Genomic DNA, 26,466 nt, shown 5'->3' with positions numbered 1-26,466 from the left:
TATTAATAATAATTTAAACAAATCTTAAGCCTGATACAGAAAATTCTCTCAATATCCGTTTCAATCCCTGATAGGTATTAATAATAATTTAAACTTTGGTGAGGATTATTTTTCGGATTCTGTAAGAGGTTTCAATCCCTGATAGGTATTAATAATAATTTAAACCTTCACCTTTCTCATCCTTGATTTGTAACACATTTGTTTCAATCCCTGATAGGTATTAATAATAATTTAAACTGCCTTGAACAAAGCTATTGATAGATAAAGTTTTCAAGGTACAATTGCGTAAGCCCACTCAAATTCTATATAAAAATTAATAGAATGTCCATAAAAAATGCTGAAGTACTTATAGCATAAAGTACGTAAGGTTATCAAAGATAGAAAAACCCAAAACCGTTATGGCATAAACAGGATAAAAACTTTTGAAGGAAAAACCAATTTTATACCCTCTCCTTTACGGAAATTAGACAAAAAACATAGTATTATCTCTAGGTAATTCACCGCCAATACGCTCTATTTTACCTTGACAGCAACGACACATAAAATAAAAACGGATATTATCATTATCATCTTTTTTAATTAATTTACTGAGACGATGACGTAATTTTGCATATTGTGTTTCGGTGAGTTCACATTCAAAAATACTATACTGTACCCATTCACCATAAGATTTTAAAATGTTATGAATTCTAGTACGTCTTTTATTATCTGTAATATCATAACTAATAATTATATACATAATAATAATGATTATTTTTTAGTGATTAAAGGTGTATATTGTTCAGTTTCTGACATTAAATATTTACCTAATAAACGAGCTTGAATTTCAAAGGCTTCTTGGTAAGTACATTGTTTATTTAAAACTGGATGTTTAAATTTCGATTGTTTTTTTTCTTCATAAGATCTTAAAAATATTTTAAGTCCTTCTTTGGTTAAAGAAACAGCATTACTGATGGGTTCAGTGATAAAATCTTGAGGAGTTAATTTTTTATTATTAATCACATTTAAAACCATCGCATCAGTAATAATTGGTCTAAATTCCTCCATTAAATCTAATGCTAAAGCAGGTCTGCCATAATGAGCAACATGAAGATAACCTAAATAGGGATCAAAACCTACAATATTGACCGCACTTTGAATATCATGCCTTAATAAAGCATAGCCTAAACTGAGTAAAGAATTAACTGGATCAGTTGGAGGACGGCGATTACGAGTTTTAAAACTAAAGTTATTATTTTTAATAAAATCATTAAAACAACTAAAATAAATTGCACTTCCTGCACCTTCTAAACCTCTCAAAGAATTAATGTTATTTTTAGTATCTAAAGATTTAATTATTTGTTGAATTTGCTCGACCGAGCTTTCTAGTTTTTCATGATACTCTTGACGATTTCTTAACATCATTAAGTTGCGATAATTTTTTAGTTTACCTCGAATAAATCCGTTGACAACATGAATAGCTTTTGGAGAATTTTCTGTCACTGCCCATTGAGCTTTTCTGATGAAAATATTTTTAGTTAATTCTGGCTCTAATCTCCCTAAATATTTCCCAGTACTTGTTAAAAAACTGAGAGGTATTTTGCGAGTTAATAATTCAGAGACAATAGCAGGAGAAAAATTTGCTCGTCCTAAAATTACTAGACCATCTATCTTGATAAAAGGTACATCTAATAATTGTTTTTTATCAGCTTTAACTTGTAATCTTTCATCAGTTTTACCAATAAAAGCATCATCTTGAGTAATATAAATTGTTCCCATTTTTATAGTGAATAGTGAATAGTTAATAATGTATAGTTAATAATTAATAGTTAATGCTAATTAGCTGGTATCTTGTTTATTATTTTTTGCTTTTGTATTTTTTACGATCAAGCATAAAATTTTGCTAATTTCTACAGCATCTTGATTAATACTTTGATAACTTTTGACATCTATGACTTCAGAATCTTTGAGTAAAGAAAGCCAATATTGTGTCTCTAGTGATTCTTTGTAAGCAATGGACATTTTATGCCTAAAATCTGCTTTGGAAATTGCCCCACTAGCTTCGGCAATATTTGCCCCAATAGATGTAGCACTTCTTAATAATTGTTTTGATAAAATAAACTCTTTTTTTTCTTCAATTAAATATCTATATGCTTTAATAATTCTTAAAGAAAATTTATATGCTTTTTGATAAATAATACTATCCATTTTATTTGTTTATAATTTCAAAAATGACTAAAGAGTATTGATTATTAATTTGTTTAATTATCCACTATTCACTATTAATTATTCACTATTCACTTTCTCGGTAGCGGTTGACTTTGTCGTTGGCTATCGGCAGACAAGCAGAATAAAGGCTACAACCTTTACACTTTTTGCTATAAACTGCTTTTGGTATCTTTCCTGTTTGATTTATTTCTTGAATTGCTTTAATAATTACGATCGCATCTTTTTTTAAATTATCATCAATTTTTACCTCCTGTCGTTGATGAGTTTGAGCGTAATAAATATAACCAGTATGAACATTAGTATCAGTCATTTCTTCTAAACAAAGAGCTTGAGCGACAACTTGTAACTCATCATTAATCCATTCGCCTTTTTTACCTCGCTTGTATTCAACAGGGTAAAAAGTACCGTTTTCTGCTTCAATTAAGTCTGCTTTACCGATTAATTTATACCGTTCAGATTTGAGATAAATCGCTCTAATTTGCCATGTTTCTCCTAAGTTTAAATCGCCTACTGTATGGACTCGATCGTGTAAAGTTGTACCGTCGATCGTATATTGATTATCTTCAAATTCGTTAGCACAAAACATTCGCCAATAACGATGAGGACAGTAGGAATAATGGTTTAAAGAAGCAATAGAAATAAAGTCATTTTCCATAATATTTAAAGATAAGGTTATTTCACGCAAAGGCACAAAGACGCAAAGAATATTTAGATAATTAATTAAGTCTTTTAAGTACGCCAAATCCCATGGTCGTTTTTCTCCCTAATCCACTATAAAAACTATAGTCTGCTAAGGTATTAATTTGTTTAATTTTTATCGCTTCTATTTCTCCTAAAATTTTATAATTGATAGTACCAATACAACCGATAAATTTACTTTTATTATCGATAATTATTTCTGTTTTTATGTCAAAATAAGCCGGATATAATTCCTCAAAATTAATATTATCAAAAGGGATATTACTATATTTTTGCCACTTCCTTAATAGACTATTAAATACTAATTCAGCAGTAGGTAAAGATACATCATATTTCCCCTGTCTAAATGCTGTGGGAGTATATATTTTTAGGTTGATATTTCTTTGTGTTTCCGAAGCTCGATCGAACAATTCTTGATAACTCATCGCATTCGCCCAAGGGTGACTATCTGAACTGGCTAAAACACTGGTAATGAATAAGTCTCCACTTCCTAAATGATAGGGTTTTTCTGGTCTTAAATTAAGCCATAATTTGGTTAATTGACTAAATAAAGTATCATCTAATAATGTGATTTTCCACCAACAGTTACTACCTTTTTTGACAGTTTTTTGTTGTTGCCATTGTAAAAACTTATCTTGATTTTTATTACTATTAATAACCTGTAAAGAAGAAACCGTAAAACTTTTATTTGCCACCGATTGATGAAAATATTCCGCTAATTCTGGATTGACGGCATTAACTAAGGTAAAAAATAAGCCGTGTAGATGTTTCCCTGAAGTATAACCAAGAGGAATATCGGAAATAGGTGTAAAATTGATGACTAAACTGTGAGGCATATTTTAGTGAATAGTGTATAGTTAATGGGAAATAAATCATCTGCTAAATATTGAACATAAATTCTCATTCCCAAGTATTTGCTAAAGGTGTAAGATTAAGTTTGATCGATAATTTTCATGGTTTTTTTTTATTATTCAAAACGATAATTCATATTTACCGGTATATTAACTAATTGTTTAGAGTTTTCATCAAGACTGATTTGATAATGATCTCCCTTCATTGTCACATTTTTTATTAGGCTAACTGGTGGCATATTAATCACGTCGTAAGAGATTAGTTGATTAGTAAACATTACATCTAAAGGATTGAGGGGATAAGCACAAGTAAAATTACTATTTTTTTTGATTTTATAGTCTAGTTTGTTTATTATTACTTCAGCTTTACTCATCCATTTTCCTAAACGAATAAATTTTGGTATTTTCCATTGCCAAACATTAACTGTATTCTCTTTTTTAAAAGAGTTTTTACTAATAATAAAACACTCAAATTTACTCTCTGGAGCAATTTCTTTATTTCTACCAAAACTTGGAATATTTTTTTGTGTTTTTTCCATTTCAACATGATAATTATTATTGGCATATTTCCATGTATTTAATACGGCACTATGAGAAATGGATTTAGCAGGAGTTATATAAATTCCTTGTTCATTTAAAAGAGTTAAATGTTCTTTATATTTAGGTATTTGTTCTTGACAAAAATACTTATAGGAATATTCATCATTAACTGTTGTTCGATGTTTTTCACTGTCCACAAATCCTAACGCATAACAAAGGCTATAATTGTGTAAAATAGCTTCTGTTTCGTATAATCTACCTATTTCACGGGTGGCATAGTAAAGATTATCATGGAGTTCAATTTCACATTGATAAATATGTGTCATAATCAAAAATACAATTTATTTTCTCTAAGTTTTTTGTGCTGGGTAATGCCTACCCTACAGTTATTTTTTAGCTGATTTTTTCTTATCTTCTTGTTTACCTTTAATGTGTTTTTTAGCGTATGCTTTAGCTTCATCATCAGCTTGTTTTAACACTGCTTTTAGTTGTTCTTCATTACTCAAAATTACTTTGCTTTCTTCTAATAATTCTTTAAAAGAATTACCGATAAAATCTGTGTGAACAATAAATTCATCTCTCATTAAAGTTTCGATCGAATCTTGAGCATATTTAATAACATCGTCTTCATTTAAAGGATCAATATCATTGAACTTATTATTAGTTTTCAAAGTATCATAAATAGCTTGTGTCCAACGTAAATTACTGAAGATTTCACCATCCCCAAATATTACCCCAATTAACTCATTTCTCACTTTACCTGTGCGAGTAGTCTGCGCACCATAATGACGAGTTCTTAAGATATTATTAAAAACATATAAAAAACTACCTTCTGTGGGATCTTTTAAGGTGACAATACTAGGGAAAAATATTTGTGGTTTAATATGATCTTGTTGATTAATACGACTTGTTACTTCCCCCGGTTTACTTCCCTCTTCTCCTTTGGATGTCATTGTGCCGTTTTCATAGGGTGCGTTAAGAGTAAAGGTTTCGTGGGATTCATCAAAGGAAGTGATAGAAAAAGCTGTATCTACCATCACTTTTGATTTCTCTGAACCAGAATCGCCGATGGCAAATCCATAGATGATAGAATCAGGGTTATCCATCGCAAATTTAACATTATATTCGCATTCTTCGGCTGTCATAAAACCATAATTACGCATCAATTCACGCCCCATTAAACGCTCAGGAGATGATTGTTTTCGCTTAAACATGGCAAGGCGAGTAATAGGGGTTTTATCTTCAATACCACCACTAACTCTGGCTTTATTTAATTCTTCATCGGTTTGAAATAAAGGATAAGATTCTGTGACTCGAATAGTTAGAAAATGAACGTATTTTCCCATAGGTTTATAAGGGATTTCAGTATGAAAATGTTTAGAGTCGATCGATTTTAAAAAAGACATAATTTTTCTCCTTGATTTATTGATAAATTTTTTAGTTTTAAGAAATAGATGAAGATGATTGATATTTGTTAATTAGTTCAAGAATAGTTGGCACTAATTCTGTGGGAACTTGCATTAAGGTTTGTTGGGATGAGACAGTTTCATCTTCGGCTACTGCTTCATCTTCACTTTGGTTTTCATAATAATTGATGAGCTTTTTTACTCGTTTTTCATCCCATCCTTGCGGAAATTCATTTTTGATCATGGCTATTTTCTTTTTTTACGTTTACGATAAGCATTTAAAGGCTTTCCTATTAACTGATAAGCAGTGATAATAAAAGCACTATCCGATTCGGGTTCGGGAACATAAATAATTTTTAAGTAACGACCTGATTGAGTTTGTCCGATCGCAACTCGTGATCCATCTCTACCGGGTCGATCTTCTCCTAAGTTATAGAAAACTTCTTCTATTTCTTTTTCGAGAACATCATGGTTGTAGATATGGGGTAAATCCGTTTCGGGATCAATGTAAAATCTGAGATTCATAAATTAAATAATTAACCTAATTATTCCTCCTCTGAATTATCATCAGTTTTAATTAATCCTTGAGCTTTTTTTTCTTGAAATTCTTTATCATTTTCTAGGCGATAAAGAAACTCACAAGTATCTCGAATAATGTTTAATTGTCGTCCTGCTAAACGAGATCGATCGCCCTTAAATGCACCCATAAAAACCTCCTTAACAAAGTAATTTGCAAACTCTAAAATTGCCTGTCTTTCTTCATCTTTTTTAGCAATTATCCAACGCCCTTCCGCAGTAGATGAATGTACCCTTTCCATTAATTTAAAAATTCTTGCCCCCACCTCATAAATTAAGGCTTCTTCATTTTCTGAGATAGCTTTATCAACAGTTAAAATAACATCGGCGGCTTCATCAATAGGTTTAAGAATTGCATTAGCTTTAATAGGATTTCCTTTACTAGATTTAGCTCGATAAAATTTGCGATAAAGTAAAGTTAAATTTAAGGGATGATTTAAGGGTGATTCTGGTTGCATAATAAATTCCTCTTTTTCAAGATTAAAAGTTATATAAGGGTCAAAACAGGGATAAAAATTATAAGCATAGAGCTTAATTTTCTTAATTCCTGCTGAGTCCAATTTTTGTTTACGAACCCATTTATTGAGATAAGAAAAAACCGTTAAAGGACTGGTTTCTAAATCTTTTGTAAGTTCGGTTAATTTACCCCAATTAGGTTCATAACCGTTTTTAGTTTGTTTAGCATTAACATCAAGATGGATAGCATAAGAAGCCGTAAGAATATTTAAAGGAGAAGCAAAATTTTTATTATTTTCTTGCCAACCTTCTAAAATATAATCAAGACGAAATCTATCTTTTTTGACTAAACTTTTAATGCTGATTGGTGGACTATCTAAAAAGACAGTTTCATCAAATTCCGAACCATCAATAAACGGTGGAATTGGTGACTCAGAAACGGCAATTTTTACATCTAAAATCATGGGAAAAGCAAAACCTAACCATGTTGGCATAATCCATGATTCTGTATCCGTTACCTTTTTATCTTTTCCTTTTTTTTCTGGTGGTAATGCAATGAAATAAAATGTTAGTGGTTGACTTTCAGGATAAGATAATTTGAAAGTTTTATCTATGGTTTTAGAATTATCATTATCTAAATGAAAAATATCCACAGTTTGATAGTTTTCTAAACTAAAATCTGCTTGTAAATCTTTACTAATAAAATGATTACGAATCCCAGTGTCAAAACGAGTTTGTCTGATATTATCATAAGCCTTATGTAAAAATATATTAGTTTCAGGAGTGCAATAATAAGTCGAATAAAAGTAAAGATAACGATATTTTGCTTCTTCAAAATTTTTGCCAATGGCTTGAGTTTGACTCATTAAAATTTGTCTTAACATCATCTCTAAACCCGCAATACTAGAGATATTTCTGGTGGCATTAGAACCCCCTAACATTTGTTTATTAGTATAAACTTGGGGCATAAATAAAACGGCAGATTCTCTTTGTTCTGTAACGGTATAAGCTGAATGGGAAATAGAACAAATTTGTTGTTTTCCCCGCCCTTGTTTTTTTGCTAATTGATAATTATTTAATTCCTCTAAAAATTTATGATTATTTATATTTTTTGACTCTTTTTCTGGTAACATTATTACTTGTAAAACCCATGATTTTAAATCTTGCCAACCATCATCAATATTGTATTTGTTTATGGCAGGTTCAATGATAGTTTTTAAATATTCAATTAATTCTAAGCAAGGTTTTTTAATGTCTTCTATTCCTTGATTTTTTTCTAAATATTTAACGGCTAAATAGTACCATTCATAAGGAACTCCTCCTGTATTTCCTTTCAAGTTTTTATCTTTTAGTTTTTGGTTGATATTTTGAATACTATTAATTGCAAGTAAATGGTCAGATAAATCCCAAAATTCAGCAATTTTTTGAATTAATACTTCGGATGTTAAGTCAAGATTAGGAAGTTCGGGTAAGTTTTTATTATTTTTTCTTTGAGCTTTATTTTCTTTAATTAATTCTGTGATTTTTTCTACTTTTGTCCCCCAAATTTTACGGGTTACAGTATCTCCAAATTCTGCAATTCGATCGATCCTAATATCATCAGAAAATTGAAAGTTATAATAACTCGGTAAAATTTCTTGTTGCTGAAATTGAACTAAATTTTCACTACGACTAGCAGAAACAGGCAGTTTTTTGTCGTTAAGAATCTTAATAGTGGCATCGAGGGCAACTTCCATTAAACTAATATCATCAAAAAATAGCTCATAATAATCGGGATATTTAATGCCTTTACCGTCACGGTTAAACCCCGTTTGACGTTTTTTTAGTTCATCGTTACAAAGAGATTTAATCTTATCAACGACTAATACAGGAATATTGTCTTTATTGACATTCGGTGCATAACGATCGCACAAATAAACTACTCCTGTAGGCAAATAAAGTAAAGGATAATAGTATTTTTGTTCTGTTGTATTGAGATTGATATGGGCATCGATTAAAGCATTGTTAAGGATGTTGGTTAAAACGCCTCTATTTTCTGCAATACTATGGTAAGAAAGTTTTAACTGTCTGTTACTAAGTCGCCCAACTAAATCATTAAGACTAGATTGTAGTGCGTCTTGGGGATGTTTTATGATTGACGCAAAACGATCGGCTAAACAAGATAAATAGGCGAGGGAGTTTAATTTATCTCCTGTTAATTTCGGTGTTAAGTCGCTATGATGGGATAAATTCCAGTTGGTGTCATAACGGGTTTGAGTGTTATAGGCAATGAATAAAATATCGTCTAAATATTCTAAGTAACCCTCTGGATTTTCGGGATCAATAAGTCGATCGAGATTAAGATATTTAATGATAACCGTAATAATTTCTCGATGTTCAGCAACAGATAAATCTCTAATTTTTTTTGTCTCATCTTTTTGCAAATCTATATATTTTTGAGGCATTTCGGGAAAACGACTATAATCGAATTTCTCAAAGTCATGGAGAATAAAACCTGCGGTTGATAATCGTCTTTCTTTTTCTTTAATGACTCGTCTAACGGTAGTATCTAATTTTTGTAATTCTTTTTGAATCAAATTAGCTGGAAATAAGCCATTTAAAAGATGAGTATTGAGAGATTGATCACCTAATGCCCTTTTGCTTTTAATTCCTTCAGCTAACTTCTTTTCAATCCATTTCCCCCCCTTGGCAGTTACACCAATGGCAACTTTTAACAAATTAGGTAAAACATATTCGGCAAAGTCTGCCATGACTATATCATCAGGATTTTGTTTGATAATCGCTTCTTGTAAGAGTTTAAGGGTAATTAATTCTCTTTTTGGCGGTGCGATGGTGCGATCGCTATTTTCCCAGTCATCACCTAAATTAAAGTTATCATTATCATAGTCATAATCGTCAAATTCATCATAATTCATTAATTCTTCCTCTTGTGTAAATGTATCCTCTTGACTGTTATTATTGTATAAATCAAGCTGTAGTTGATTAGATTCTGAGTTAGGATTTTTGCTTTTTTTAGCCATAATTTTCTCTTCCAAAATATTAAGTATAGGTATGAAAGAGGGATAAAATATCCCCCAAAAAATTAATTATTAGCTTTTATTTCCATTAGTAAAAGAAAGCAATTGACGTACTGCAAATCTGACTTCTGTTGATTGAAATTCATCTCTGTGTAAGGAAACTTGAAAATCATTAATCACTTTTTCCAAAGTATCAAAAAGTTTTCTGTTTTTTCCTCTTACTTGTTTTTTCATGTCTAAAAATGGTTTTTGACTCGTAAATAAAGGTAAAGATAATTGGATATGCTCAAAGAATTGTGAGCTATTTTCACTTCGAGATTTTTTCATGAGAATGTCTCCTTTGTTTCAGATTAATTTTTTTATTTACAAAGAAAATTTCACAATAAATAAAAAAATAAAATAAATCAGTTTATCTGAATAATATAAGAGTTAAATACCAAATCAGCTCGAAATTATATGAGGGACTCGGATTGCTTACTCATGTACCCAGTGATGATTGTTACTTTTTCTAAAATTAAAACTGTAAAATTTTCTTTCTTGAAGATTTACTTTTCTTTTAGTTGAAAAGTCCATCCCAATTTACTGTTACTGGATAAGTCAATACCTCCTCTTTTTAATGCTTGTAGCACTTGGCATACAGTATTAGCATTTAAACCTTTTTCTCTATATGTTTGACTGTTTTCTTCTAAATATTGAGAAATTTGCCGAGATGTATAATGTTTATACTCACTATTACGCAAAACTTCTAAAATATCGAGACTAAGACGAAGACAAGGTTCTAAATACTTTCTACACTTCAAAGCATCAGACGTAATTAAAAACGAGGCGGCAGAAGTAATTTTATGTGCTGTTTTTTTGTTCATTACTTTTATTCTTACGATGTTTTAAACTCCTTTAATAAAACTAACAATCTAATAATAGCTTATTTTGATAATTAAGATACATGATTATTTGACCCCTTTTAGGGTTTATGTAGAATCAATCATTTTTGTGATATGGTAATTTAATCTATAAACTGTTTTTGTAAAGCATGAAAAAATACCTATGAGGGATTGAAACAAATACTCATGAATGCAATGACGTTTGCTTCTTTTATTAATGCCTTTAATACCTATGAGGGATTGAAACTCTAACAAATCCATGATTCACCTCCTTTACTTTTTAAACGATATGCTAGGGTATCGAGAAGTAAAGCTGATTGTCCAAAAGCGATCGAATAAGGAGGTTTTTCATCTCTGGCTACCTCATCAATGGGATAGATTTCAAAGTGCATAGGTAATTGTAAACGCCTCTTAACCCCCGACATAGGATAAGGCACAACATAACTAACTAATCCTTGTATTTTCAGTCGTTTATTAATCTCATTAATCCAACGGTTGTCGGGTTGATAAACTTGAATACCAGATAAAACCGTTACTTTCCATGAATCTGCGATCGCCTTTAAGTCACCACCATGGGTAAATTTCCAATTTAATCTTTCCTCTCGATAACCATTTAACTTCATAAAGCCTAAACAATGACGAAAACGCCCTTTAGGAATAGGTATATTCGTGTTAGCTTTAGTTTTCTCCAAAATTCGCTTAAATTCAGCTTCGGTTATCGGTTCGATGTCTAAATTGCTTAAAATACTAGGTAAATTATAGGTTTTAAAGCGATCGCACTCATTAACTTCTGTTAAGTCGTATAAACCACATTGAAGGGCGCTCGAACCTCGAAAACTACTAGCAGATTCAAGAATAGGATTTCCTTTTTTACCTGATAATTGTTGCCATTCTTCACCCCATTTTTTCATACAAAAAGCGGTCTTTTTAAGATTAAGATTAAATACTGTTTCACAATCTTTTTTAAATGCTTCTTTACTACCAGCAAATTGTTGTTCAATGGTTTTATGTCCTAATCCAGATTTACCACTGAGTAACACTGATAAAACCCCTCCCCAACGTTGATAATATCCTTCAAAGTTATTAATTTTGCGATAATTATTTCTAATTTGCTCATGAAAAAATGGTCGGTCGTAAATAGCATTTTCTTCTAAATTTTTATCCTGTTCATTGAATAGCCTTTCTACTAAAAAATTAGGAGTTAAAGCATAAGCTGTGAAGTTATCAAAATTAATTTTTTTCCCTTCCTTTTCATAGCTATCATGTCGTGCTAATCTGCCTAATCTTTGAATAAAACTTCCTGCATCTGCCGATTCAAAAATTAGAAAATTAATTTTAAAATCTACCCCAACATCGATCGTGCTAGTACCTATAACTAAATCAGCATCTAAAGATTTTTCCTTGTCTATTTTACCCGTTAAACTGGTATTTTCTTGAACTTTTAAGGGTGATAAAAATTCTTGTAATAAAGGTGTTAAACGCTTGACTGAAGCAATAGAATTAAGAATAATTGCTCCTTTACATCCTTGATATTTTTGAAAGTGAGATAAGATAATATTTTTATTTTCTTTTAGCCAATTTTCAGAAGCATTATAAGCAGATTCTAAAGGGATAAAGGTTAAGGATATTTCTCCTACTACTTTACGCCATTTTTTTGTTTCTAATTCTTGGTATTCTTCCAAAGTATCAGGAAATTGATATTTTTGTTCTTGATAGGGATCAATTACTTTACATTTAAACCCTACTTTTTGCAATCTTTCAATTATTTGAGTTTCTGGAGTTGCTGATAGAAAAAGATATTTTTTATCTCGATTGGTGTGACGTACTAATAACATCGTGTTGATAATATTAGTGATTTGAGGTGCATTAAATATATGAAATTCATCAAAAACAAAAAATTTGAATTTGTTATCCAAAGGACTCCATAATTTATCAGGACGATCTTTGGGCATTAAATAAGCCCCTTTTCTGAGATAATGTAGAATGTCGGGATTAGTTTGGATAATTTCTGAATTTTCAATTTTAGTTGCGATCGCCTCTTCTTTTCTGATGTCTTCGGTTTCAGCATAAATTTCTAAATCTGCACCACTTAAACGATTGATACGAGGCTCGTTATTAGGTTTAAATAAATCAATATAATGATTAATTTGTGCTTGTTGATCTCTAGCTAATTCATTAGTAGGATATAAAGCTAAAATATAACGAAATTGCTCATTTTTTTCTCCTTGTAAAGTATCTAAATAAGCACCTAAACTTTTACCATCTCCCGTCATTGCTATATTAAAAATAACATCAATATTTGGATCATTAATGGCTTTAAACGTTTCTAATTGATGCCAAGATAATGACCAATTTTCAGGTAAATTAATATCTTGAGGCATTTTATCCGCAGGGCAAGAATAAACAGGTTTTAATTTTATGCTATACATTATTTTCTAAGTTGTCTAAATAGTTTAAAATTTGTCTTTGATATAAAGGATAATCTCTCAGAGTTTCTTTACTTTAATAGCCAAATGGACAAAGGGAGGTTCAATTATTTCGTAAAGATGCACTAATAAATTACGCATTTTCCCTGACTCTTTTAATCTCAATGCCAAGTCTTCATCAAGGATTTTTAATTGGGCTAATTTGATAAAACTTTCCGCATTTTCTTCTGGTTGTTTAATTAATAATGATTTGAATAAATAACGGTTTACATCTAAGGCAACTTGTATTGTTAATTGTAGTAAACGTTCGATGGCAAATTGAATCATCTGATCATTTAGGAAAGTGTCATAATCAATATTTTCATAAACTTTTAATTTAACCAAATATTCTTTTTGTTTTTGAAATTTTCTGAGAATAATTCTTTCATCTAACATTGCTTAAACTCCACACTTTGTTAAAAATTCTTCTATTTCTGCCCTCATGTTTTTAGTTATGATTGTCATTTCTCTTTCTGTTTTTAATTTCTGTCGTTTAAACTGCTCAAATTCTCCTTGATCTTTTTCATATATTAAAACGCCATCACGAGCAATATAATGGGTGATAAAATCTGAACAATTATTCAAGTCCACAATGTCAATATGATCTGTTTTAAGCTCAAAAATATCATTCAAATCAATGGAGTAAGCAAACCAACCAGATGCTTTATTTTTCATAGTTTTTGCAACGATTTCTTTATCATAAGAAATAGCAAAATCCCAATCACTTCGATCGTGAATATCACCCCTTACCCTTGAACCAAAGAGAATTATCATTTTTATATAAGGCATTTTTTCGGGTATTTTTAGAGCTAATTTTTGTAATGTCTTAATGTCAGTATTTTGATTATTCATTAGATTGTATATCCCTTAAAATATCGTTAATTTGTTGCTTTAATTTTGGTAATTCATTTTCGACAATTTCCCAAACAATGTTTAAATCAACCCTAAAATATTCATGGACAATTAAATTCATAAAATCGGTTATTTTTAACCATAAAACTTGAGGATATTTACCTTTAAATTGTTCAGAAATTGCTCTATTAGCTTCACCAATAATCTGTAAATGATGAATAACCCACGTCTGAATTAACTCATCTTCATAAAAAACTCTTTTACCTTTTACTGCATATTTTTCTATTTTTTCAAGGCATTCCTGAATATCCCTGATTCTTTCGCTGTCATCTCTCATAAATTAATTGCCTCCTGAAATACTCTGTCTTTAATTCTTTATTTACAGACTTTTAATCCGTTGGCGGTGACAACATCCACTTTTTTGCCCAAAAAATCCTGCAAATCGTGAATTAACCCCACAGGAAACCAAGGGATAATTTTATTAATGTCATAATCAATCAAGAAGTCAATATCGCTTTTTTCGTCTGCTTCTCCCCTTGCAACTGAACCAAATACACGCACGTTATACGCTCCATGTTTTAGTGTGATCGCAATTATTTCCTCTCGTTTTTCTCGAAGTGACTTTATATTGATATTCATAATTTTCTCTATTTATTTTATTGTACTTTAACTATTATGCTATAATTTAATTAACATAAATCTAATATAACATCTTTTTTAAAAAGTACAAGTATTTAATTGATTAAAAATCAAAATTTATTTATAAATGGTGAGAAAAACAGAAACAATTACCTTATCAATCCAAAAAGGAACAAAAGAAAAGCTAGAAAATGTCGCCCAAAAGCTTAATCTTACTTGGGGTGATCGCCCTTCTATCTCGGCTTTAATGAATGCAATCGCATCTGAGGAAGTATATGTAGGAAAACCTTTTGAGTTAAACAATAATCAAATAAGAGCTTTAGAAACGGTAGTAAAATTACTTACAGATTCTGGAAAAATGCAATTTGCAAATATAATTGTTGAACTTTTACTAGAAAAAGGGAAACTAGAAACCCCAATGCAACAACAATTAATTAATCAGATTAGTCATGAGTTTGAAGGGTGGCGAAAAGCCATCGATTTCCATTTAAGCGAACAAAAACCCTTTTTATTAGTTTATGAAAATAGCCAAAAAGAGCAAGAAATTTTTAATGTTTGCTATGGTGAAATCCGATTCCACGAAAAAAGATTTTATTTAGAAGCATGGTGTGAAGAAGTTAATCTACCCCCTAAGATTCCCGAATTAACTCATAATTGGTGTTTTCGATTTGATAGAATTAAAAATATCCTTAAATCTAATAATCGTTGGCGAAAAGAGGGATTAGATTATATTGAAGTTATATTAAACTTTTATGGTAATATGATTAAGGCTTATGAGTCAAAATTAGAAGATATAACATTCATCACAGAAGAAGATCGAAAAGGGGATAAATTAGTAATAGTCAGAAAAGTTAGTAATCCTTTTTGGTTAATTAGAGAAGTATTACCCTATGGCGAAAATTGTCAAATTATTTCTCCTGAATCAATTAAGCAACAATTTATGATGGAAATAGAAAAAATATCTTTGCTTTATTTATCTTAATTATTTTCAACTATTTTTTCTTTTTTAAGATACTCAATAATTTCTTTTAATTAATGATTATCTATGAGTTGAAATATTTTATGATAAAATCAGCAAAAATAATTTAAGTATCCCTAGAGGTTGCTTTATGAAAATTTTAATAATAGAAGATGATGAAAGAATTTCCTCTGCGACTGCTGAAATATTAAAAGATAATCATTATTTAGTCGAAACAGCTTTTGATGGGCAGATAGGTTGGGAATTAGCTCAAACCATGAATTATGACTTAATTATTTTAGATTTAATGTTACCAAAAATAGATGGTATTACTTTATGTCAAAAACTTAGAAAAATTCATTGTCAATCTTTAATTTTAATGTTAACTGCTAAAGATACAAATTTAGATCAAGTAACAGGTTTAGATGCTGGAGCAGATGATTATGTAGTGAAACCTTTTGATTTAAAATTATTATTAGCGAGAATTAGAGCATTATTAAGAAGAAATCAATCCAATTTCCCGCCAATTTTAACATGGGAAAATATTAGTTTTGATCCTAGTAAATGCGAAGTAAAATATAATAATAAGCTGGTAGATTTAACTCCTAAAGAATATCATTTATTAGAATTATTTTTACGTAGTGGTGATCGTATTTTAACCAAAGGAATGATTATGGAAAGATTATGGTTATTGGAAGATATACCCTTAGAAGAAACAGTAAAAGTTCATATCAAAGGCTTAAGAAATAAATTAAAATTAGCTGGAGGAAATCCTAATTTAATTGAAAATATATATGGCTTGGGCTACAGACTTAATCCCAATTTCTAAAGATAAATTTAAAGACTTAAAAATTAAATTAATTCTTTATTATTTATCCGTAATGATAGCAATTTTTTCGGCTTCAGGATTATTGATTTATCATATTATTGCTCATCATTTATATAAACAATTTGAAGAACATATGTTAAGACTAGCAGAAAATGCTAGTAAAATATTGGAGTTAGTTAAACATGAACATGAAGAATATTATCATGAGCCTTTTTCAAGGTTAACTTTAGCTGATTTAATTAATAAATCAGAAAACAATAATCAAGTTACTTCTAAAAATTTATTTGCTGAGAAAAATCAATCAATACAGTGGTTTAATGAAAAACATCAGCTATTAATTCAAGAAGGTAATTTACTAAATAAGTGGAATAGTTTTGTACAAAATAAAACTACTCATGATTATGATCAACAAAAACATCTTTTTTCTTTAATTTTACCAGTTTATAGTAATAATGAATCTGGAGAATTAATCGGTTATATAAAAGTAACAGAATCAACACTAACTTTAGAAAAAAATTTAAAGTTATTGCAATGGAGTTTAACCTTAACAGGTTTTTTTATCTTGATATTAAGCACAGGAGGAGCAATTTTTCTAACTCAAGAATCTTTAAAGCCCATAAAAGCTAGTTTTCAAGAATTAAAACAATTTACTGCCGACGCATCCCATGAATTACGAACTCCTCTTACCGTAATTTCTACATCTACGGAAGTTATTTTATCTCATCCTGAAAAAATTGAGCCGTCAGATTTAACTAAAATTCAAGCTATTACTACGGCAACTCATCAAATGAAAATTTTGATTAATGATTTACTTTTATTAGCAAGAATGGATAATGAAAAGCTAGAAAAAGAAAAAAACTTATTAAATATTCCTATTGAAGAAATGTGGGAAGATTTACTCGATTTTGTTCAAATAAAAGCTGAATCAAAAAAAATTACTATAGAATCTCATTTAGTCAATAATATTTTAGTGAAAGGAAATATCAATCATTTACAACAATTATTCAGTAATATTCTTAATAATGCTTTGCAATATACTCCTGAAGGAGGAAAAATCATCGTCATCCTAGAAAAAAATTATCCCTATGCTGTAATTAAAGTAAAAGATACAGGTATTGGTATTAAAGAAACAGAATTAAAATATATTTTTCAACGTTTTTGGCGAGGGGAAGAAGGTAGAAATCATCGCCGAGAAGGCACAGGATTAGGATTAGCTATTGCCGAAAAAATTGTCACTAATTATGGTGGCAAAATAACTGTTGATAGTGAATTAGGAAAAGGAAGTCTTTTTTGCATTTATTTACCTCTTTCCTAGTTTTTTTTCTCTATTTTTCTTCTGAGTCTTCCCTCTTTCGTGTATTTAAAAATTTAGATATATTTTTACTTATTTTCATCTTCCCTGAATCTTTACTTTTGTTCTTTATACTCAAAACTATTAAGTAAAATAAAACTAATTTTAAGTTGATTATGGATATTAAAGCTTTAAGAAAATTACACCGTAAATTTGCACCGATAGTGTTTTTACCAATATTTCTAACGGCATTTACAGGAGTTTTTTATCGAGTGGCTAGAAGTTGGTTTGGTGCTTCTGATGAATTTGGAGAAATGATTTTGTTTATTCATCAAGGAGAATTTTTAGGGAAAGATTTACGAGTTTTTTATGTACTTCTCAATGGTTTGGGATTAATTGCTATGGTTATCAGTGGTATTGTTATGTCAGGAATTTTTCGTCGTCGTAAACCTCTCAATGAAGAATAAAAATTAATGTAAATTTTTGATTAATTTAGATAGAATGTTGATGCAATAAAACTATGCAATAAAATTAATCAATTATGTCTGAAGATATTAATAAAATCAAAAAAATGATTGAAAATGCCTTAGCTGATGGCAGATTATCTCGTGCGGAAAGTAAAATGATTAAACAAGCTATTTATGAAGATAAAATCGTTACCCCTGAAGAAGCACAACTTTGGCGAGAATTACAACAACTGGTAACAGAAGGGGAAATTTTACTGGAGGAATAGTGACTTCATGGGATAATGGTCAATGATTAACTTCATTATCCCATCAATCAACATGACTGAATCATCAAACTTACTACACACACCTCTTTATTCTTTATCCTGCCAATCTAAGGCTAAATTTACAGATTTTGCAGGGTGGGAAATGCCTTTACAATATAGTGGTTTAAAAAAAGAACATCAAGCAGTAAGAGAATCCGTTGGGATGTTTGATATTTCTCATATGGGTAAGTTTTCTTTACAAGGAAAGAATTTACGATCCAGTTTAAATTATCTTGTGCCTTCTGACTTAAGAATTTTAGAGAAAGGAAAAGCCCAGTATTCAGTCTTATTAAACCATAAAGGCGGCATTATTGATGATATTATTTTTTATTATCAAGGACAAAATGAAGATAAAATCGAATCAGGAATATTAATCGTTAATGCTTCAACTACGGCTAAAGATTGGAATTGGTTAACAGAAAATTTGTATAATCAAGACATCGAATTAAAAGATAATTCAAAAGACTTAGCCTTAATTGCCCTTCAAGGAAAAAAAGCTCTTGAATATCTTAATCCTCTTCTCACCGAAGACTTAGAAAGCATCCCTAGTTTTGGACATCTCACCACAGAAATTGACCAAGAAAAAATTTTTATTGCTCGTACTGGTTACACTGGAGAAGACGGTTTTGAAATTATGACTTCTCCTTCTATTGCTCAAAGATTATGGCAATATTTTCTTAACAATAACGTTATTCCTTGCGGTTTAGGCTGTCGTGATACCCTTCGTTTAGAAGCCTGTATGGGATTGTATGGACAAGAGATGAATGAAGAAATAACACCCTTAGAAGCTGGTTTAGGATGGATAGTAAATATGAATCATGAATTTATCGGCAAAGAAATTTTAGCCCTACAAAAACAAGAAAAAGTCAAAAAGCGTTTAGTTGCCATTGAAATGGAAGGTAAATATATCGCTCGTCATGATTATCCTATTATCATTAATAATCAAATGGTGGGAAAAATTACCAGTGGGACATTATCTCCTACCTTAAATAAGGCGATCGCTCTTGGTTATGTACCGTATAATTATAGTAAAATAGGACAAAAATTAACAGTGGAAATTAGGGGTAATTTATATCCAGCTACAGTAGTTAAAAAGCCATTTTATAGTCGTTTTTAATTATTTATTGATCATACCTCAATTTTTAATTTTTAATAAGTAAATAGTTATGAAAGAAATCTGGGAAAACAAAGAAATTATTAATTGGACACAAATTATTTTAAATAGTTATGAAAAGTTACTAAGAAAGCCTTTAATAGAGAGAAATAACCATGAGAAGCTGACTGAAGCTAAAAATTTATTTTATGCCGATTTCGTAGTTTTATCTCATAATAATAATTCAGATCCTATTTATAATTATGGTAATCAAAAAGCTTTAAATTTATGGGAAATGAGTTGGGAAGAATTAATAAAAACTCCCTCAAAAAATACTACTCAACCCATATCAAGAGAAGAAAGAGATGGATTATTAAAAGAAGCGAACTTAAAAGGGTATATCAGTAACTATGGTGGTGTTAGAATTTCTAGTACGGGCAAAAGGTATTATATAAAAGATATAATTCTTTGGAATTTAACCGATAATGAAGGCAAATTTTGTGGACAAGCAGCGACATTTTCTCAATGGGAACAGTTAATATAAGTAATATATTTTTAAGGTTTTATTCCTTCTTTTTTTCTGATTAATTGAGTGAGTATTATTCATCTCTACAGATTATTTATTTTTAATTATTATCAAATAAATGGATAAAAAAAATTTTGGTTGGTCATTAACACAAAGAGATCCTAAAACTATAGAACAATTAATGCCTTTATGGGAATTTCTTTATAAATATTATTTTCGAGTAGAAACCAGTGGTTGGGAAAATATTCCCGAAGGACAAGTTTTATTAGTGGGCTCTCATAATGGTGGTATTGCCGCCCCTGATATGGTCATGATGATGTATGATTGGTTTAGGCGTTTTGGTACTGATCGTTTAGCCTACGGTTTAATGCACCCTATTGCATGGACAGCTTATCAAGGTTTAACTCGTCTTGCCGCTAAAACTGGAGCTATTCGTGCTAATCCGAAAATGGCAATCAGTGCTATTGAAAATAATGCTAGTGTGTTAGTCTATCCCGGAGGTGCAGAAGATGTATTTCGTCCTTATTCAGAAAGAAATAAAATAAAATTCGTTGGTAGAAAAGGATTTATTAAACTAGCTTTACGTTATTCTTTACCCATTGTACCGTTAGTTTCTAAAGGTGCTCATGAAAGTATTTTTGTTTTAGCAGACTTATATGAACAAGCAAAAGAACTTAATAAAAGAGGTTTATTTCCTTGGATTTTCGATCTTGATCCTCAAACTTTTCCTATTTATTTAGGTTTACCTTGGGGTTTAGCTTTTGGTCCCTTACCTAATATACCATTACCTGTTTCTATGACCACTAAAGTTTGTTCTCCTATTTATTTTGAACGTTATGGAGAAGAAGCTCGAAATGATCGCTTTTATGTGCAAGAATGTTATGATTTAGTAGTCAATAGTATGCAAAAAGAATTAAATACTTTATATAATAAAGTATAATTTTATTGTCATTGTAAATTATTAATTAACAAAGATAATTCGTCTATTTTTTTTACTTTTAAAGTTTCAGAAATAAGATTAATTTTTTCAGCCAAGGAAAGACTATTAATTAGATTAATAATATTCTCGTTATTTTCAGGAAAACGAGTTTCTAAAATTTTCATAATAATATCTTGAATTAATTTTTCTTTATCTTTTTCTGCTAAAGTCAGTTGTTGTTGCGCACAGATTAAATCTTTTTGTTGTTTATTTAATTTTTCTAACATTTGTTGTAATGCTCGTGCTAAGATACCTAAATCATCAGGGCGATCGCAAAAATCATCAAAATCTGAAGGCTGAAAGTAATTATTTTCAATAGCAGACACAGCAGTGGCAGTTATAGTGTAAAGTTCTTCTAAAGATTCCACATTTTGACGATGATTTACTTCTAAAGCATCCATAACCTGATTGTAACGATGAGCTATATGTCCAATTTCCGTGAAAGGTTGTACAGGTACACGTAATGTTAAATCTTGATTTCTTGCTTGTGTGTCCATGACACTAAATAGTTCATAAGTATCAGTACTTGCTCCATGCTCAGAAATATTTAAACCGACTTCCTCATCTTCCGCCGATACCCGTAAAGAGTAATAACGATTAATGAGACTCAATAAGATAAAAGTTAATCCAAAAGCCCAAAGTAAAGCAACACTTATCCCTGTTAACTGTATTAAAATTTGAGTGCCACGACTATGATTAAGTAACTCTAAATTGCCAAATAAACCCACACAAATTGTACCCCAAATACCTGCCCCACCATGAACAGGCACAGCATCCACCGCATCATCAATACCCCAGCGTTTAAGATTCCCAGAAACTAAATTCGTGACACCAGCACTGCTAACACCTATCATTAAAGCTACAGGGCTTGAGACTAGATGACAACTCGCTGTAATCCCTACTAATCCAGCTAAACTACCATTAATTAATTCTTCTACTTCAATACGTTGATTTTGAACATAAGACAGAATCATACCGCAAATCATACCTCCCACTCCTGAAAGAATGGTATGAAGAATAATATCAGGAACTTTTTCGTTTAAAGCAAAAGTACTACCACCATTAAAACCAATCCACCCTACCCATAAAAGTAAAGCACCTAACACCGCAAAAGGTAAATTTGAGCCTTGAATTTTATTGATTTTTCCTGCCGAAAATCGTCCATTACGAGCGCCAATAACCATCAATGTGCCTAAACTTACCCATGCTCCAATACTATGAACAACAGTACTTCCAGCAAAATCAATAAAACCTATTTCCTTCAGCCAACCATGATCATTCCATGCCCAATTACCAAATAAAGGATAAATAAAAGCTGAAACAAGAATAGCAACAATTAAATAAGCAATAAATTGTAATCTTTCGGCTACTGCTCCTGAGATGATAGTAGTAGAAGTACCACAAAACATAGCTTGAAAGATAAAAAAGACGGCTATTGAAGGTTGTGTGGAGGAAGAAAAGAAAAAATTAGTTGTGCCAAACCACCCTGTTTGAGAAACTCCAAACATTAAGGCATAGCCAAAAGCCCAAAATAACAAGACAGATACCGCAAAATCGGCAAAGTTTTTTACAGCTACATTAATACTATTTTTTGAGCGAGTTAATCCCGACTCAAGACACATAAAACCGCCTTGCATTAATAACACTAATCCAGAACAAATTAATAACCAAAGTTGATCAATCATCTAAGTAGGTAAGTCTAGTTAACAATATGAGTTATGACATTTTTTTGATCAATTAAATGATAACTGAGACACCGTTTATGAATAGCTTTTGCTGAAAAGGTGATTTCCTAAGACTAGGAGACTGGGATAAATACTTATAAATCTTGTGAGTAAAGATATATCTTAGTAACATAATTAAAGATGGAAATACTTTATTTATATAGAGGTTGAAATCAAACCCTGTCGTTGTATGAACTTTTAATTCCTTGAGATTGATTATTACGATTAAGTTGATAAAAACGAGCGAATTGTGGTAAATCTTCTTGATGCCCTAATACAATCAAAATATCGCCAGAATTGAGTAATAAAGATGGATTAGGATGAGTAATTAAAGGTTCATTTCCTCGTCTTAAAGCCACCACAATAAATGCCCCTTTTCCCCTAATTTCTAGCTCTCTGACAGTTCTTCCCACTAAACGAGAAGTATGACCAACTACTAATTCTTCAATTTGAACATTAATTTGCATTAATAAATCATTGAGATAATTTTGTTCTTCTTTTTGAGCTAAAAAATCCACCATACTAGGGGAAGTGATTAAATTTGCCATGCGTAAACCGCTTACACTCGCTGGTAAAACCACATGATTTGCTCCCGCCAACCTCAATTTTTTTTCTGTGCTAGGAAGTTCTCCTCTAGCTAAAATAACTAAATCAGGGTTTAATTCCCTTGCCGTAAGAGTGATAAAAACATTAGTAGCATCATTAGGTAAAACAGTAGCTAATACTTTTGCTTTTTCAATGCCGACACTAATCAGTACATTTTCGTCAGTGGCATCTCCCTCTTGCACTGAATAAGATCTATTTTTAGCAGTACTCAAATTTTCTGCATCATTATCAATAACAACAAATAATTCGTCTGCTTCTTCTAGTTGTTTTGCTAAAACTTGTCCTATATGTCCAAAACCACAGATAATAACATGATTTTCTAAATTTGCTAAAGTTTTCCTTTGTCTATCAGCTTCAAAAGCCCGATTTATTTCTCCTTCCGTCACCATTTGAATAAAGCCTCCTACGCCATAAACTGCCGATGATGTACCAGCAACAATTACAAACATGGTAAAAATTCTTTGGGCAGGAGTCTCTAAAGGTTGTACTTCTCCATAACCAACTCCAAAAATTGTGATCACAACCATATAAATCGATTCAAGCCATGACCAACCAAAAGAAACATAACCAATGATAGCAATAATTATAGTAGTAACAAAAAAAATTGATCCGATAATAACTTTTCTAAAAGAACCTTGCATTGCTTAATTTTGCTATCTATTTTATTGATTATATCCCTGAGATTAGACACTTTATTATCTATTAAAAAAAAACCAAAATTAATATTAAAATCAATTTTAGATAATAAATCATCAAGTTATACCTTTGTTTTCTAAATTGACATTACTTTATTAATCTGAAACAAATCTAAAAATTGTTACTGATGAACTTTTTTTTAAACCCATATTTAGTTATGATAAAACATTGTCTAAAATAAAGTTAGTTATGAGCGGAAATAATTCACGGGTTCAAGCCATTTATCAGATTACAAATCGAGAAATTAAACCGTTTAACACCCCGAAACGGTTAGAAGATATGTGGGCAAAAGATGTTTTCACCCTCAGTAAGATGCAAGAATGTCTTCCCAAAACAATATTCAAATCTTTAAAAAAGACGATTCAAACAGGTGAACCCCTTGATATGTCCATCGCCGATGTGGTTGCTACTGCCATGAGAGATTGGGCGATTTCCAAAAAAGCTCTTTATTATGCCCACGTTTTTTATCCTCTCACTAACTCCACGGCTGAAAAACATGATGGTTTTGTCTCAGTACAAGGAGATGGTTCTGTAATTTCTGAATTTGCTGGTAAGGTATTAGTAAAAGGCGAACCTGATGGCTCATCTTTCCCTAATGGTGGTATTCGTTCTACTTTTGAAGCCAGAGGATATACAGCATGGGATGTCACCAGCCCCGCTTATGTCATGGAAACTGATAATGGCGTAACTTTATGTATTCCTACCGTGTTTGTTTCTTGGACAGGTGAAGCGTTAGATAAAAAAACCCCTCTGTTGCGATCAAATGCTGCCATGAATAAGGCTGCCCAAAAAGTATTAAAATTATTAGGTCATAAAGATATAGCTCCCGTTAATTCTAGTTGTGGTGCAGAACAAGAATATTTTTTAGTGGACTCCAATTTTGCCCATAGTCGCCCAGATTTATTATTAGCAGGAAGAACATTATTTGGTAAACCTTCTGCTAAAGGACAAGAATTTGATGATCATTATTTTGGAGCAATTCCTGAACGAGTACAAGTATTTATGCAGGATGTGGAAGAATCCATGTATCGTTTAGGTATTCCAGCCAAAACTCGTCATAATGAAGTTGCCCCCGGACAATTTGAATTAGCACCTTTTTTTGAAGCGGCGAATGTGGCAACAGATCATCAACAGTTAACCATGACAATTTTACGTAAAATGGCGAAAAAACATGGTTTTACTTGCCTACTTCATGAAAAACCCTTCGCTGGAATTAATGGCTCTGGTAAACACGTTAACTGGTCTGTCGGCAATGCTACTCAAGGTAATTTATTAGATCCGGGTGACACTCCCCATGCTAATGCACAATTTTTAGTTTTCTGTGGTGCGGTGATTCGAGGTGTTCATAAATATGGACCTTTATTACGGGCGGTGGTAGCTACAGCAAGTAATGATCATCGTCTTGGGGCAAATGAAGCTCCTCCTGCTATTATATCTGTATATTTAGGATCACAATTAGAAGATGTTTTTGAGCAAATTCTCAAAGGAGAAGTAAAAAGCTCAAAAGCGGCTGAAACCATGAATATAGGTGTCGATACTTTACCAGAAATTCCGATGGATCCGGGTGACAGAAATCGTACATCTCCCTTTGCTTTTACGGGCAATCGTTTCGAGTTTCGTGCCGTTGGTTCACATCAATCTGTAGCAGGTCCGTTGGTAGCTATGAACACAATCTTAGCAGAATCTTTGGATTGGATCGCTGGAGAATTAGAAGCTGAATTAAACAAAGGTACAGAATTAAATACAGCTATTCATAAGATCCTCAAGGAAATTATGGAAGAACATGGAAATGTAATTTTTGGTGGCAATGGTTACTCTTCTGAATGGCATAAAATGGCAGTTGAGGAAAGAGGCTTAAAGAATTTACCTACTACTGCTGATGCTTTACCTGTGTTAAAAGAAAAACATATTGAAGAATTATTCCAGAAAATGGGTGTCCTTTCTCCAAAAGAGTTAGAAAGCCGTTTTGAAGTTTATGCCGAACAATATTTATTATCTATTGAGGTAGAAGCAAAATTAGTCATTAGCATTGCTAAAACCACCATTTACCCCGCAGCGATGAAATATTTATCTAGTCTTACCAATACCATGGCTAGTCTTAAAGATATTGGCATTGAAATTGATAAAACCACCGTTAAAAAAGTCTCAGAATTAGCAGATTCTATGATGGCAGAAGTTCAAAAATTAAGTGATGCTGTTTCTAAACATGACTTTGAGAGCACAGAAGCTCATCTGAAATATTTTGCCACAACTATTCGTTCATTAATGGATGAAGTGCGCAAATATGCTGATGCTTTAGAAGAAGAAATTGCCGATGAATTATGGCCTTTACCTACTTATCAGGAGATGTTATTCATCAAATAGCTTGATTTTAGTTGAAAAATTAATTTTTGATTGGGGCA

At 31.1% G+C, this 26,466-nt stretch carries 28 protein-coding genes and 1 CRISPR repeat array (1 of these 29 cut by a window edge); of the genes, 9 read left to right on the top strand and 19 right to left on the bottom strand.

Going from position 1 to position 26,466, the window contains the following annotated elements; genetic code table 11:
• A CRISPR array of direct repeats spans positions 1–237; the repeat unit is 37 nt; unit sequence GTTTCAATCCCTGATAGGTATTAATAATAATTTAAAC; it reaches 5,854 nt to the left of the window's first position.
• Positions 238–463: 226 nt separating this feature from the next.
• From cas2 to GM3708_RS09285, 17 genes are all read right to left on the bottom strand, one after another.
• Entirely contained in the window at positions 464–739 is a 276-nt protein-coding gene (gene cas2 / locus GM3708_RS09365; RefSeq protein ID WP_066345939.1) for a CRISPR-associated endonuclease Cas2, read from the bottom strand.
• 11 nt (positions 740–750) lie between these two features.
• The gene (gene cas1d, locus GM3708_RS09360; protein ID WP_066345935.1) at positions 751–1,758 is read right to left on the bottom strand and encodes a type I-D CRISPR-associated endonuclease Cas1d; all 1,008 of its coding nucleotides are present in this window, start codon (positions 1,756–1,758) and stop codon (positions 751–753) included.
• A gap of 60 nt (positions 1,759–1,818) precedes the next feature.
• Entirely contained in the window at positions 1,819–2,187 is a 369-nt protein-coding gene (locus GM3708_RS09355; protein ID WP_066345934.1) for a four helix bundle protein, read from the bottom strand.
• Between the two features lie 85 nt (positions 2,188–2,272).
• Positions 2,273–2,866 carry a CRISPR-associated protein Cas4 gene (cas4, locus tag GM3708_RS09350; protein ID WP_066349397.1) on the bottom strand — a complete coding sequence of 198 codons (594 nt, stop codon included), beginning with the start codon at positions 2,864–2,866 and terminating at the stop codon, positions 2,273–2,275.
• A 58-nt stretch (positions 2,867–2,924) separates the two neighbouring features.
• On the bottom strand, positions 2,925–3,743 hold the full coding sequence (gene cas6 / locus GM3708_RS09345) for a CRISPR-associated endoribonuclease Cas6 (RefSeq protein WP_066345931.1): 819 nt from the start codon (positions 3,741–3,743) through the stop codon (positions 2,925–2,927).
• A gap of 131 nt (positions 3,744–3,874) precedes the next feature.
• Complete coding sequence (gene cas5d / locus GM3708_RS09340; RefSeq protein ID WP_066345929.1) at positions 3,875–4,624, bottom strand: type I-D CRISPR-associated protein Cas5/Csc1; 750 nt, start codon at positions 4,622–4,624, stop codon at positions 3,875–3,877.
• A 60-nt stretch (positions 4,625–4,684) separates the two neighbouring features.
• Positions 4,685–5,704: a type I-D CRISPR-associated protein Cas7/Csc2 gene (cas7d, locus tag GM3708_RS09335; protein WP_066345926.1), complete on the bottom strand. Its 1,020-nt coding sequence runs from the start codon at positions 5,702–5,704 to the stop codon at positions 4,685–4,687.
• 37 nt (positions 5,705–5,741) lie between these two features.
• Positions 5,742–5,948 (bottom strand): hypothetical protein, encoded by a 207-nt coding sequence (locus GM3708_RS09330; RefSeq protein ID WP_066345924.1) that lies wholly within the window; start codon positions 5,946–5,948, stop codon positions 5,742–5,744.
• A 2-nt stretch (positions 5,949–5,950) separates the two neighbouring features.
• The gene (locus tag GM3708_RS09325; RefSeq protein ID WP_066345915.1) at positions 5,951–6,229 is read right to left on the bottom strand and encodes a hypothetical protein; all 279 of its coding nucleotides are present in this window, start codon (positions 6,227–6,229) and stop codon (positions 5,951–5,953) included.
• Between the two features lie 20 nt (positions 6,230–6,249).
• On the bottom strand, positions 6,250–9,756 hold the full coding sequence (gene cas10d / locus GM3708_RS09320; RefSeq protein WP_066345914.1) for a type I-D CRISPR-associated protein Cas10d/Csc3: 3,507 nt from the start codon (positions 9,754–9,756) through the stop codon (positions 6,250–6,252).
• Between the two features lie 69 nt (positions 9,757–9,825).
• A complete protein-coding gene (locus GM3708_RS09315; protein ID WP_066345912.1) occupies positions 9,826–10,080 on the bottom strand; it encodes a hypothetical protein in 255 nt (84 codons plus the stop codon).
• A 218-nt stretch (positions 10,081–10,298) separates the two neighbouring features.
• Positions 10,299–10,616 (bottom strand): hypothetical protein, encoded by a 318-nt coding sequence (locus GM3708_RS09310; RefSeq protein ID WP_066345909.1) that lies wholly within the window; start codon positions 10,614–10,616, stop codon positions 10,299–10,301.
• 266 nt (positions 10,617–10,882) lie between these two features.
• Positions 10,883–13,063, bottom strand: a complete 2,181-nt coding sequence (cas3, locus tag GM3708_RS09305) for a type I-D CRISPR-associated helicase Cas3' (RefSeq protein WP_066345903.1) — start codon at positions 13,061–13,063, stop codon at positions 10,883–10,885.
• 57 nt (positions 13,064–13,120) lie between these two features.
• On the bottom strand, positions 13,121–13,495 hold the full coding sequence (locus GM3708_RS09300) for a type VII toxin-antitoxin system HepT family RNase toxin (protein WP_231932890.1): 375 nt from the start codon (positions 13,493–13,495) through the stop codon (positions 13,121–13,123).
• 3 nt (positions 13,496–13,498) lie between these two features.
• A complete protein-coding gene (locus tag GM3708_RS09295; protein ID WP_066345902.1) occupies positions 13,499–13,951 on the bottom strand; it encodes a type VII toxin-antitoxin system MntA family adenylyltransferase antitoxin in 453 nt (150 codons plus the stop codon).
• Positions 13,944–14,288, bottom strand: coding sequence for a DUF86 domain-containing protein (locus tag GM3708_RS09290; RefSeq protein ID WP_066345901.1), 345 nt, complete (start codon positions 14,286–14,288; stop codon positions 13,944–13,946). The genes GM3708_RS09295 and GM3708_RS09290 overlap by 8 nt, the downstream gene beginning before the upstream one ends.
• A gap of 38 nt (positions 14,289–14,326) precedes the next feature.
• On the bottom strand, positions 14,327–14,590 hold the full coding sequence (locus tag GM3708_RS09285; protein ID WP_066345898.1) for a nucleotidyltransferase family protein: 264 nt from the start codon (positions 14,588–14,590) through the stop codon (positions 14,327–14,329).
• 127 nt (positions 14,591–14,717) lie between these two features.
• Between GM3708_RS09285 and GM3708_RS09280 the strand changes: the two genes are divergently transcribed.
• From GM3708_RS09280 to GM3708_RS09245, 8 genes are all read left to right on the top strand, one after another.
• Positions 14,718–15,572, top strand: coding sequence for a WYL domain-containing protein (locus GM3708_RS09280; RefSeq protein ID WP_066345895.1), 855 nt, complete (start codon positions 14,718–14,720; stop codon positions 15,570–15,572).
• A gap of 127 nt (positions 15,573–15,699) precedes the next feature.
• Positions 15,700–16,377, top strand: a complete 678-nt coding sequence (locus GM3708_RS09275; RefSeq protein ID WP_066345893.1) for a response regulator transcription factor — start codon at positions 15,700–15,702, stop codon at positions 16,375–16,377.
• Positions 16,343–17,692, top strand: coding sequence for a cell wall metabolism sensor histidine kinase WalK (locus GM3708_RS09270; RefSeq protein WP_066345892.1), 1,350 nt, complete (start codon positions 16,343–16,345; stop codon positions 17,690–17,692). The genes GM3708_RS09275 and GM3708_RS09270 overlap by 35 nt, the downstream gene beginning before the upstream one ends.
• 152 nt (positions 17,693–17,844) lie before the next feature.
• Positions 17,845–18,135 (top strand): hypothetical protein, encoded by a 291-nt coding sequence (locus tag GM3708_RS09265; RefSeq protein WP_066345889.1) that lies wholly within the window; start codon positions 17,845–17,847, stop codon positions 18,133–18,135.
• A gap of 74 nt (positions 18,136–18,209) precedes the next feature.
• On the top strand, positions 18,210–18,401 hold the full coding sequence (locus GM3708_RS09260; protein ID WP_066345887.1) for a hypothetical protein: 192 nt from the start codon (positions 18,210–18,212) through the stop codon (positions 18,399–18,401).
• Between the two features lie 52 nt (positions 18,402–18,453).
• On the top strand, positions 18,454–19,557 hold the full coding sequence (gcvT, locus tag GM3708_RS09255) for a glycine cleavage system aminomethyltransferase GcvT (protein ID WP_066345885.1): 1,104 nt from the start codon (positions 18,454–18,456) through the stop codon (positions 19,555–19,557).
• Between the two features lie 49 nt (positions 19,558–19,606).
• Positions 19,607–20,077, top strand: coding sequence for an MEKHLA domain-containing protein (locus tag GM3708_RS09250; protein WP_066345883.1), 471 nt, complete (start codon positions 19,607–19,609; stop codon positions 20,075–20,077).
• A 100-nt stretch (positions 20,078–20,177) separates the two neighbouring features.
• Positions 20,178–20,999, top strand: a complete 822-nt coding sequence (locus tag GM3708_RS09245; protein ID WP_066345881.1) for a lysophospholipid acyltransferase family protein — start codon at positions 20,178–20,180, stop codon at positions 20,997–20,999.
• Positions 21,000–21,007: 8 nt separating this feature from the next.
• Here the strand turns inward: GM3708_RS09245 and GM3708_RS09240 are convergent, their stop codons facing one another.
• Together GM3708_RS09240 and GM3708_RS09235 are read right to left on the bottom strand one after the other, a co-directional pair.
• A complete protein-coding gene (locus tag GM3708_RS09240) occupies positions 21,008–22,723 on the bottom strand; it encodes an ammonium transporter (RefSeq protein ID WP_066345879.1) in 1,716 nt (571 codons plus the stop codon).
• Positions 22,724–22,935: 212 nt separating this feature from the next.
• Entirely contained in the window at positions 22,936–24,009 is a 1,074-nt protein-coding gene (locus tag GM3708_RS09235; RefSeq protein WP_066345878.1) for a TrkA family potassium uptake protein, read from the bottom strand.
• 244 nt (positions 24,010–24,253) lie between these two features.
• Between GM3708_RS09235 and GM3708_RS09230 the strand changes: the two genes are divergently transcribed.
• Positions 24,254–26,428 carry a glutamine synthetase III gene (locus tag GM3708_RS09230; protein ID WP_066345877.1) on the top strand — a complete coding sequence of 725 codons (2,175 nt, stop codon included), beginning with the start codon at positions 24,254–24,256 and terminating at the stop codon, positions 26,426–26,428.
• Positions 26,429–26,466 lie beyond the last annotated feature (38 nt).

Origin of the sequence: Geminocystis sp. NIES-3708 (assembly GCF_001548095.1) — a bacterium.
GTDB lineage: Bacteria > Cyanobacteriota > Cyanobacteriia > Cyanobacteriales > Cyanobacteriaceae > Geminocystis.
This window is presented reverse-complemented; position numbering and strand designations above follow the sequence as displayed.

Excerpts from the sequence above, each read along its gene's own strand:
- cas2 (WP_066345939.1), bottom strand. The coding sequence starts at position 739 with ATGTATATAATTATTAGTTATGATATTACAGATAATAAAAGACGTACT.
- cas1d (WP_066345935.1), bottom strand. The coding sequence starts at position 1,758 with ATGGGAACAATTTATATTACTCAAGATGATGCTTTTATTGGTAAAACT.
- GM3708_RS09355 (WP_066345934.1), bottom strand. The coding sequence starts at position 2,187 with ATGGATAGTATTATTTATCAAAAAGCATATAAATTTTCTTTAAGAATT.
- cas6 (WP_066345931.1), bottom strand. The coding sequence starts at position 3,743 with ATGCCTCACAGTTTAGTCATCAATTTTACACCTATTTCCGATATTCCT.
- cas5d (WP_066345929.1), bottom strand. The coding sequence starts at position 4,624 with ATGACACATATTTATCAATGTGAAATTGAACTCCATGATAATCTTTAC.
- cas7d (WP_066345926.1), bottom strand. The coding sequence starts at position 5,704 with ATGTCTTTTTTAAAATCGATCGACTCTAAACATTTTCATACTGAAATC.
- GM3708_RS09330 (WP_066345924.1), bottom strand. The coding sequence starts at position 5,948 with ATGATCAAAAATGAATTTCCGCAAGGATGGGATGAAAAACGAGTAAAA.
- GM3708_RS09325 (WP_066345915.1), bottom strand. The coding sequence starts at position 6,229 with ATGAATCTCAGATTTTACATTGATCCCGAAACGGATTTACCCCATATC.
- cas10d (WP_066345914.1), bottom strand. The coding sequence starts at position 9,756 with ATGGCTAAAAAAAGCAAAAATCCTAACTCAGAATCTAATCAACTACAG.
- GM3708_RS09315 (WP_066345912.1), bottom strand. The coding sequence starts at position 10,080 with ATGAAAAAATCTCGAAGTGAAAATAGCTCACAATTCTTTGAGCATATC.
- GM3708_RS09310 (WP_066345909.1), bottom strand. The coding sequence starts at position 10,616 with ATGAACAAAAAAACAGCACATAAAATTACTTCTGCCGCCTCGTTTTTA.
- cas3 (WP_066345903.1), bottom strand. The coding sequence starts at position 13,063 with ATGTATAGCATAAAATTAAAACCTGTTTATTCTTGCCCTGCGGATAAA.
- GM3708_RS09300 (WP_231932890.1), bottom strand. The coding sequence starts at position 13,495 with ATGTTAGATGAAAGAATTATTCTCAGAAAATTTCAAAAACAAAAAGAA.
- GM3708_RS09295 (WP_066345902.1), bottom strand. The coding sequence starts at position 13,951 with ATGAATAATCAAAATACTGACATTAAGACATTACAAAAATTAGCTCTA.
- GM3708_RS09290 (WP_066345901.1), bottom strand. The coding sequence starts at position 14,288 with ATGAGAGATGACAGCGAAAGAATCAGGGATATTCAGGAATGCCTTGAA.
- GM3708_RS09285 (WP_066345898.1), bottom strand. The coding sequence starts at position 14,590 with ATGAATATCAATATAAAGTCACTTCGAGAAAAACGAGAGGAAATAATT.
- GM3708_RS09280 (WP_066345895.1), top strand. The coding sequence starts at position 14,718 with ATGGTGAGAAAAACAGAAACAATTACCTTATCAATCCAAAAAGGAACA.
- GM3708_RS09275 (WP_066345893.1), top strand. The coding sequence starts at position 15,700 with ATGAAAATTTTAATAATAGAAGATGATGAAAGAATTTCCTCTGCGACT.
- GM3708_RS09270 (WP_066345892.1), top strand. The coding sequence starts at position 16,343 with ATGGCTTGGGCTACAGACTTAATCCCAATTTCTAAAGATAAATTTAAA.
- GM3708_RS09265 (WP_066345889.1), top strand. The coding sequence starts at position 17,845 with ATGGATATTAAAGCTTTAAGAAAATTACACCGTAAATTTGCACCGATA.
- GM3708_RS09260 (WP_066345887.1), top strand. The coding sequence starts at position 18,210 with ATGTCTGAAGATATTAATAAAATCAAAAAAATGATTGAAAATGCCTTA.
- gcvT (WP_066345885.1), top strand. The coding sequence starts at position 18,454 with ATGACTGAATCATCAAACTTACTACACACACCTCTTTATTCTTTATCC.
- GM3708_RS09250 (WP_066345883.1), top strand. The coding sequence starts at position 19,607 with ATGAAAGAAATCTGGGAAAACAAAGAAATTATTAATTGGACACAAATT.
- GM3708_RS09245 (WP_066345881.1), top strand. The coding sequence starts at position 20,178 with ATGGATAAAAAAAATTTTGGTTGGTCATTAACACAAAGAGATCCTAAA.
- GM3708_RS09240 (WP_066345879.1), bottom strand. The coding sequence starts at position 22,723 with ATGATTGATCAACTTTGGTTATTAATTTGTTCTGGATTAGTGTTATTA.
- GM3708_RS09235 (WP_066345878.1), bottom strand. The coding sequence starts at position 24,009 with ATGCAAGGTTCTTTTAGAAAAGTTATTATCGGATCAATTTTTTTTGTT.
- GM3708_RS09230 (WP_066345877.1), top strand. The coding sequence starts at position 24,254 with ATGAGCGGAAATAATTCACGGGTTCAAGCCATTTATCAGATTACAAAT.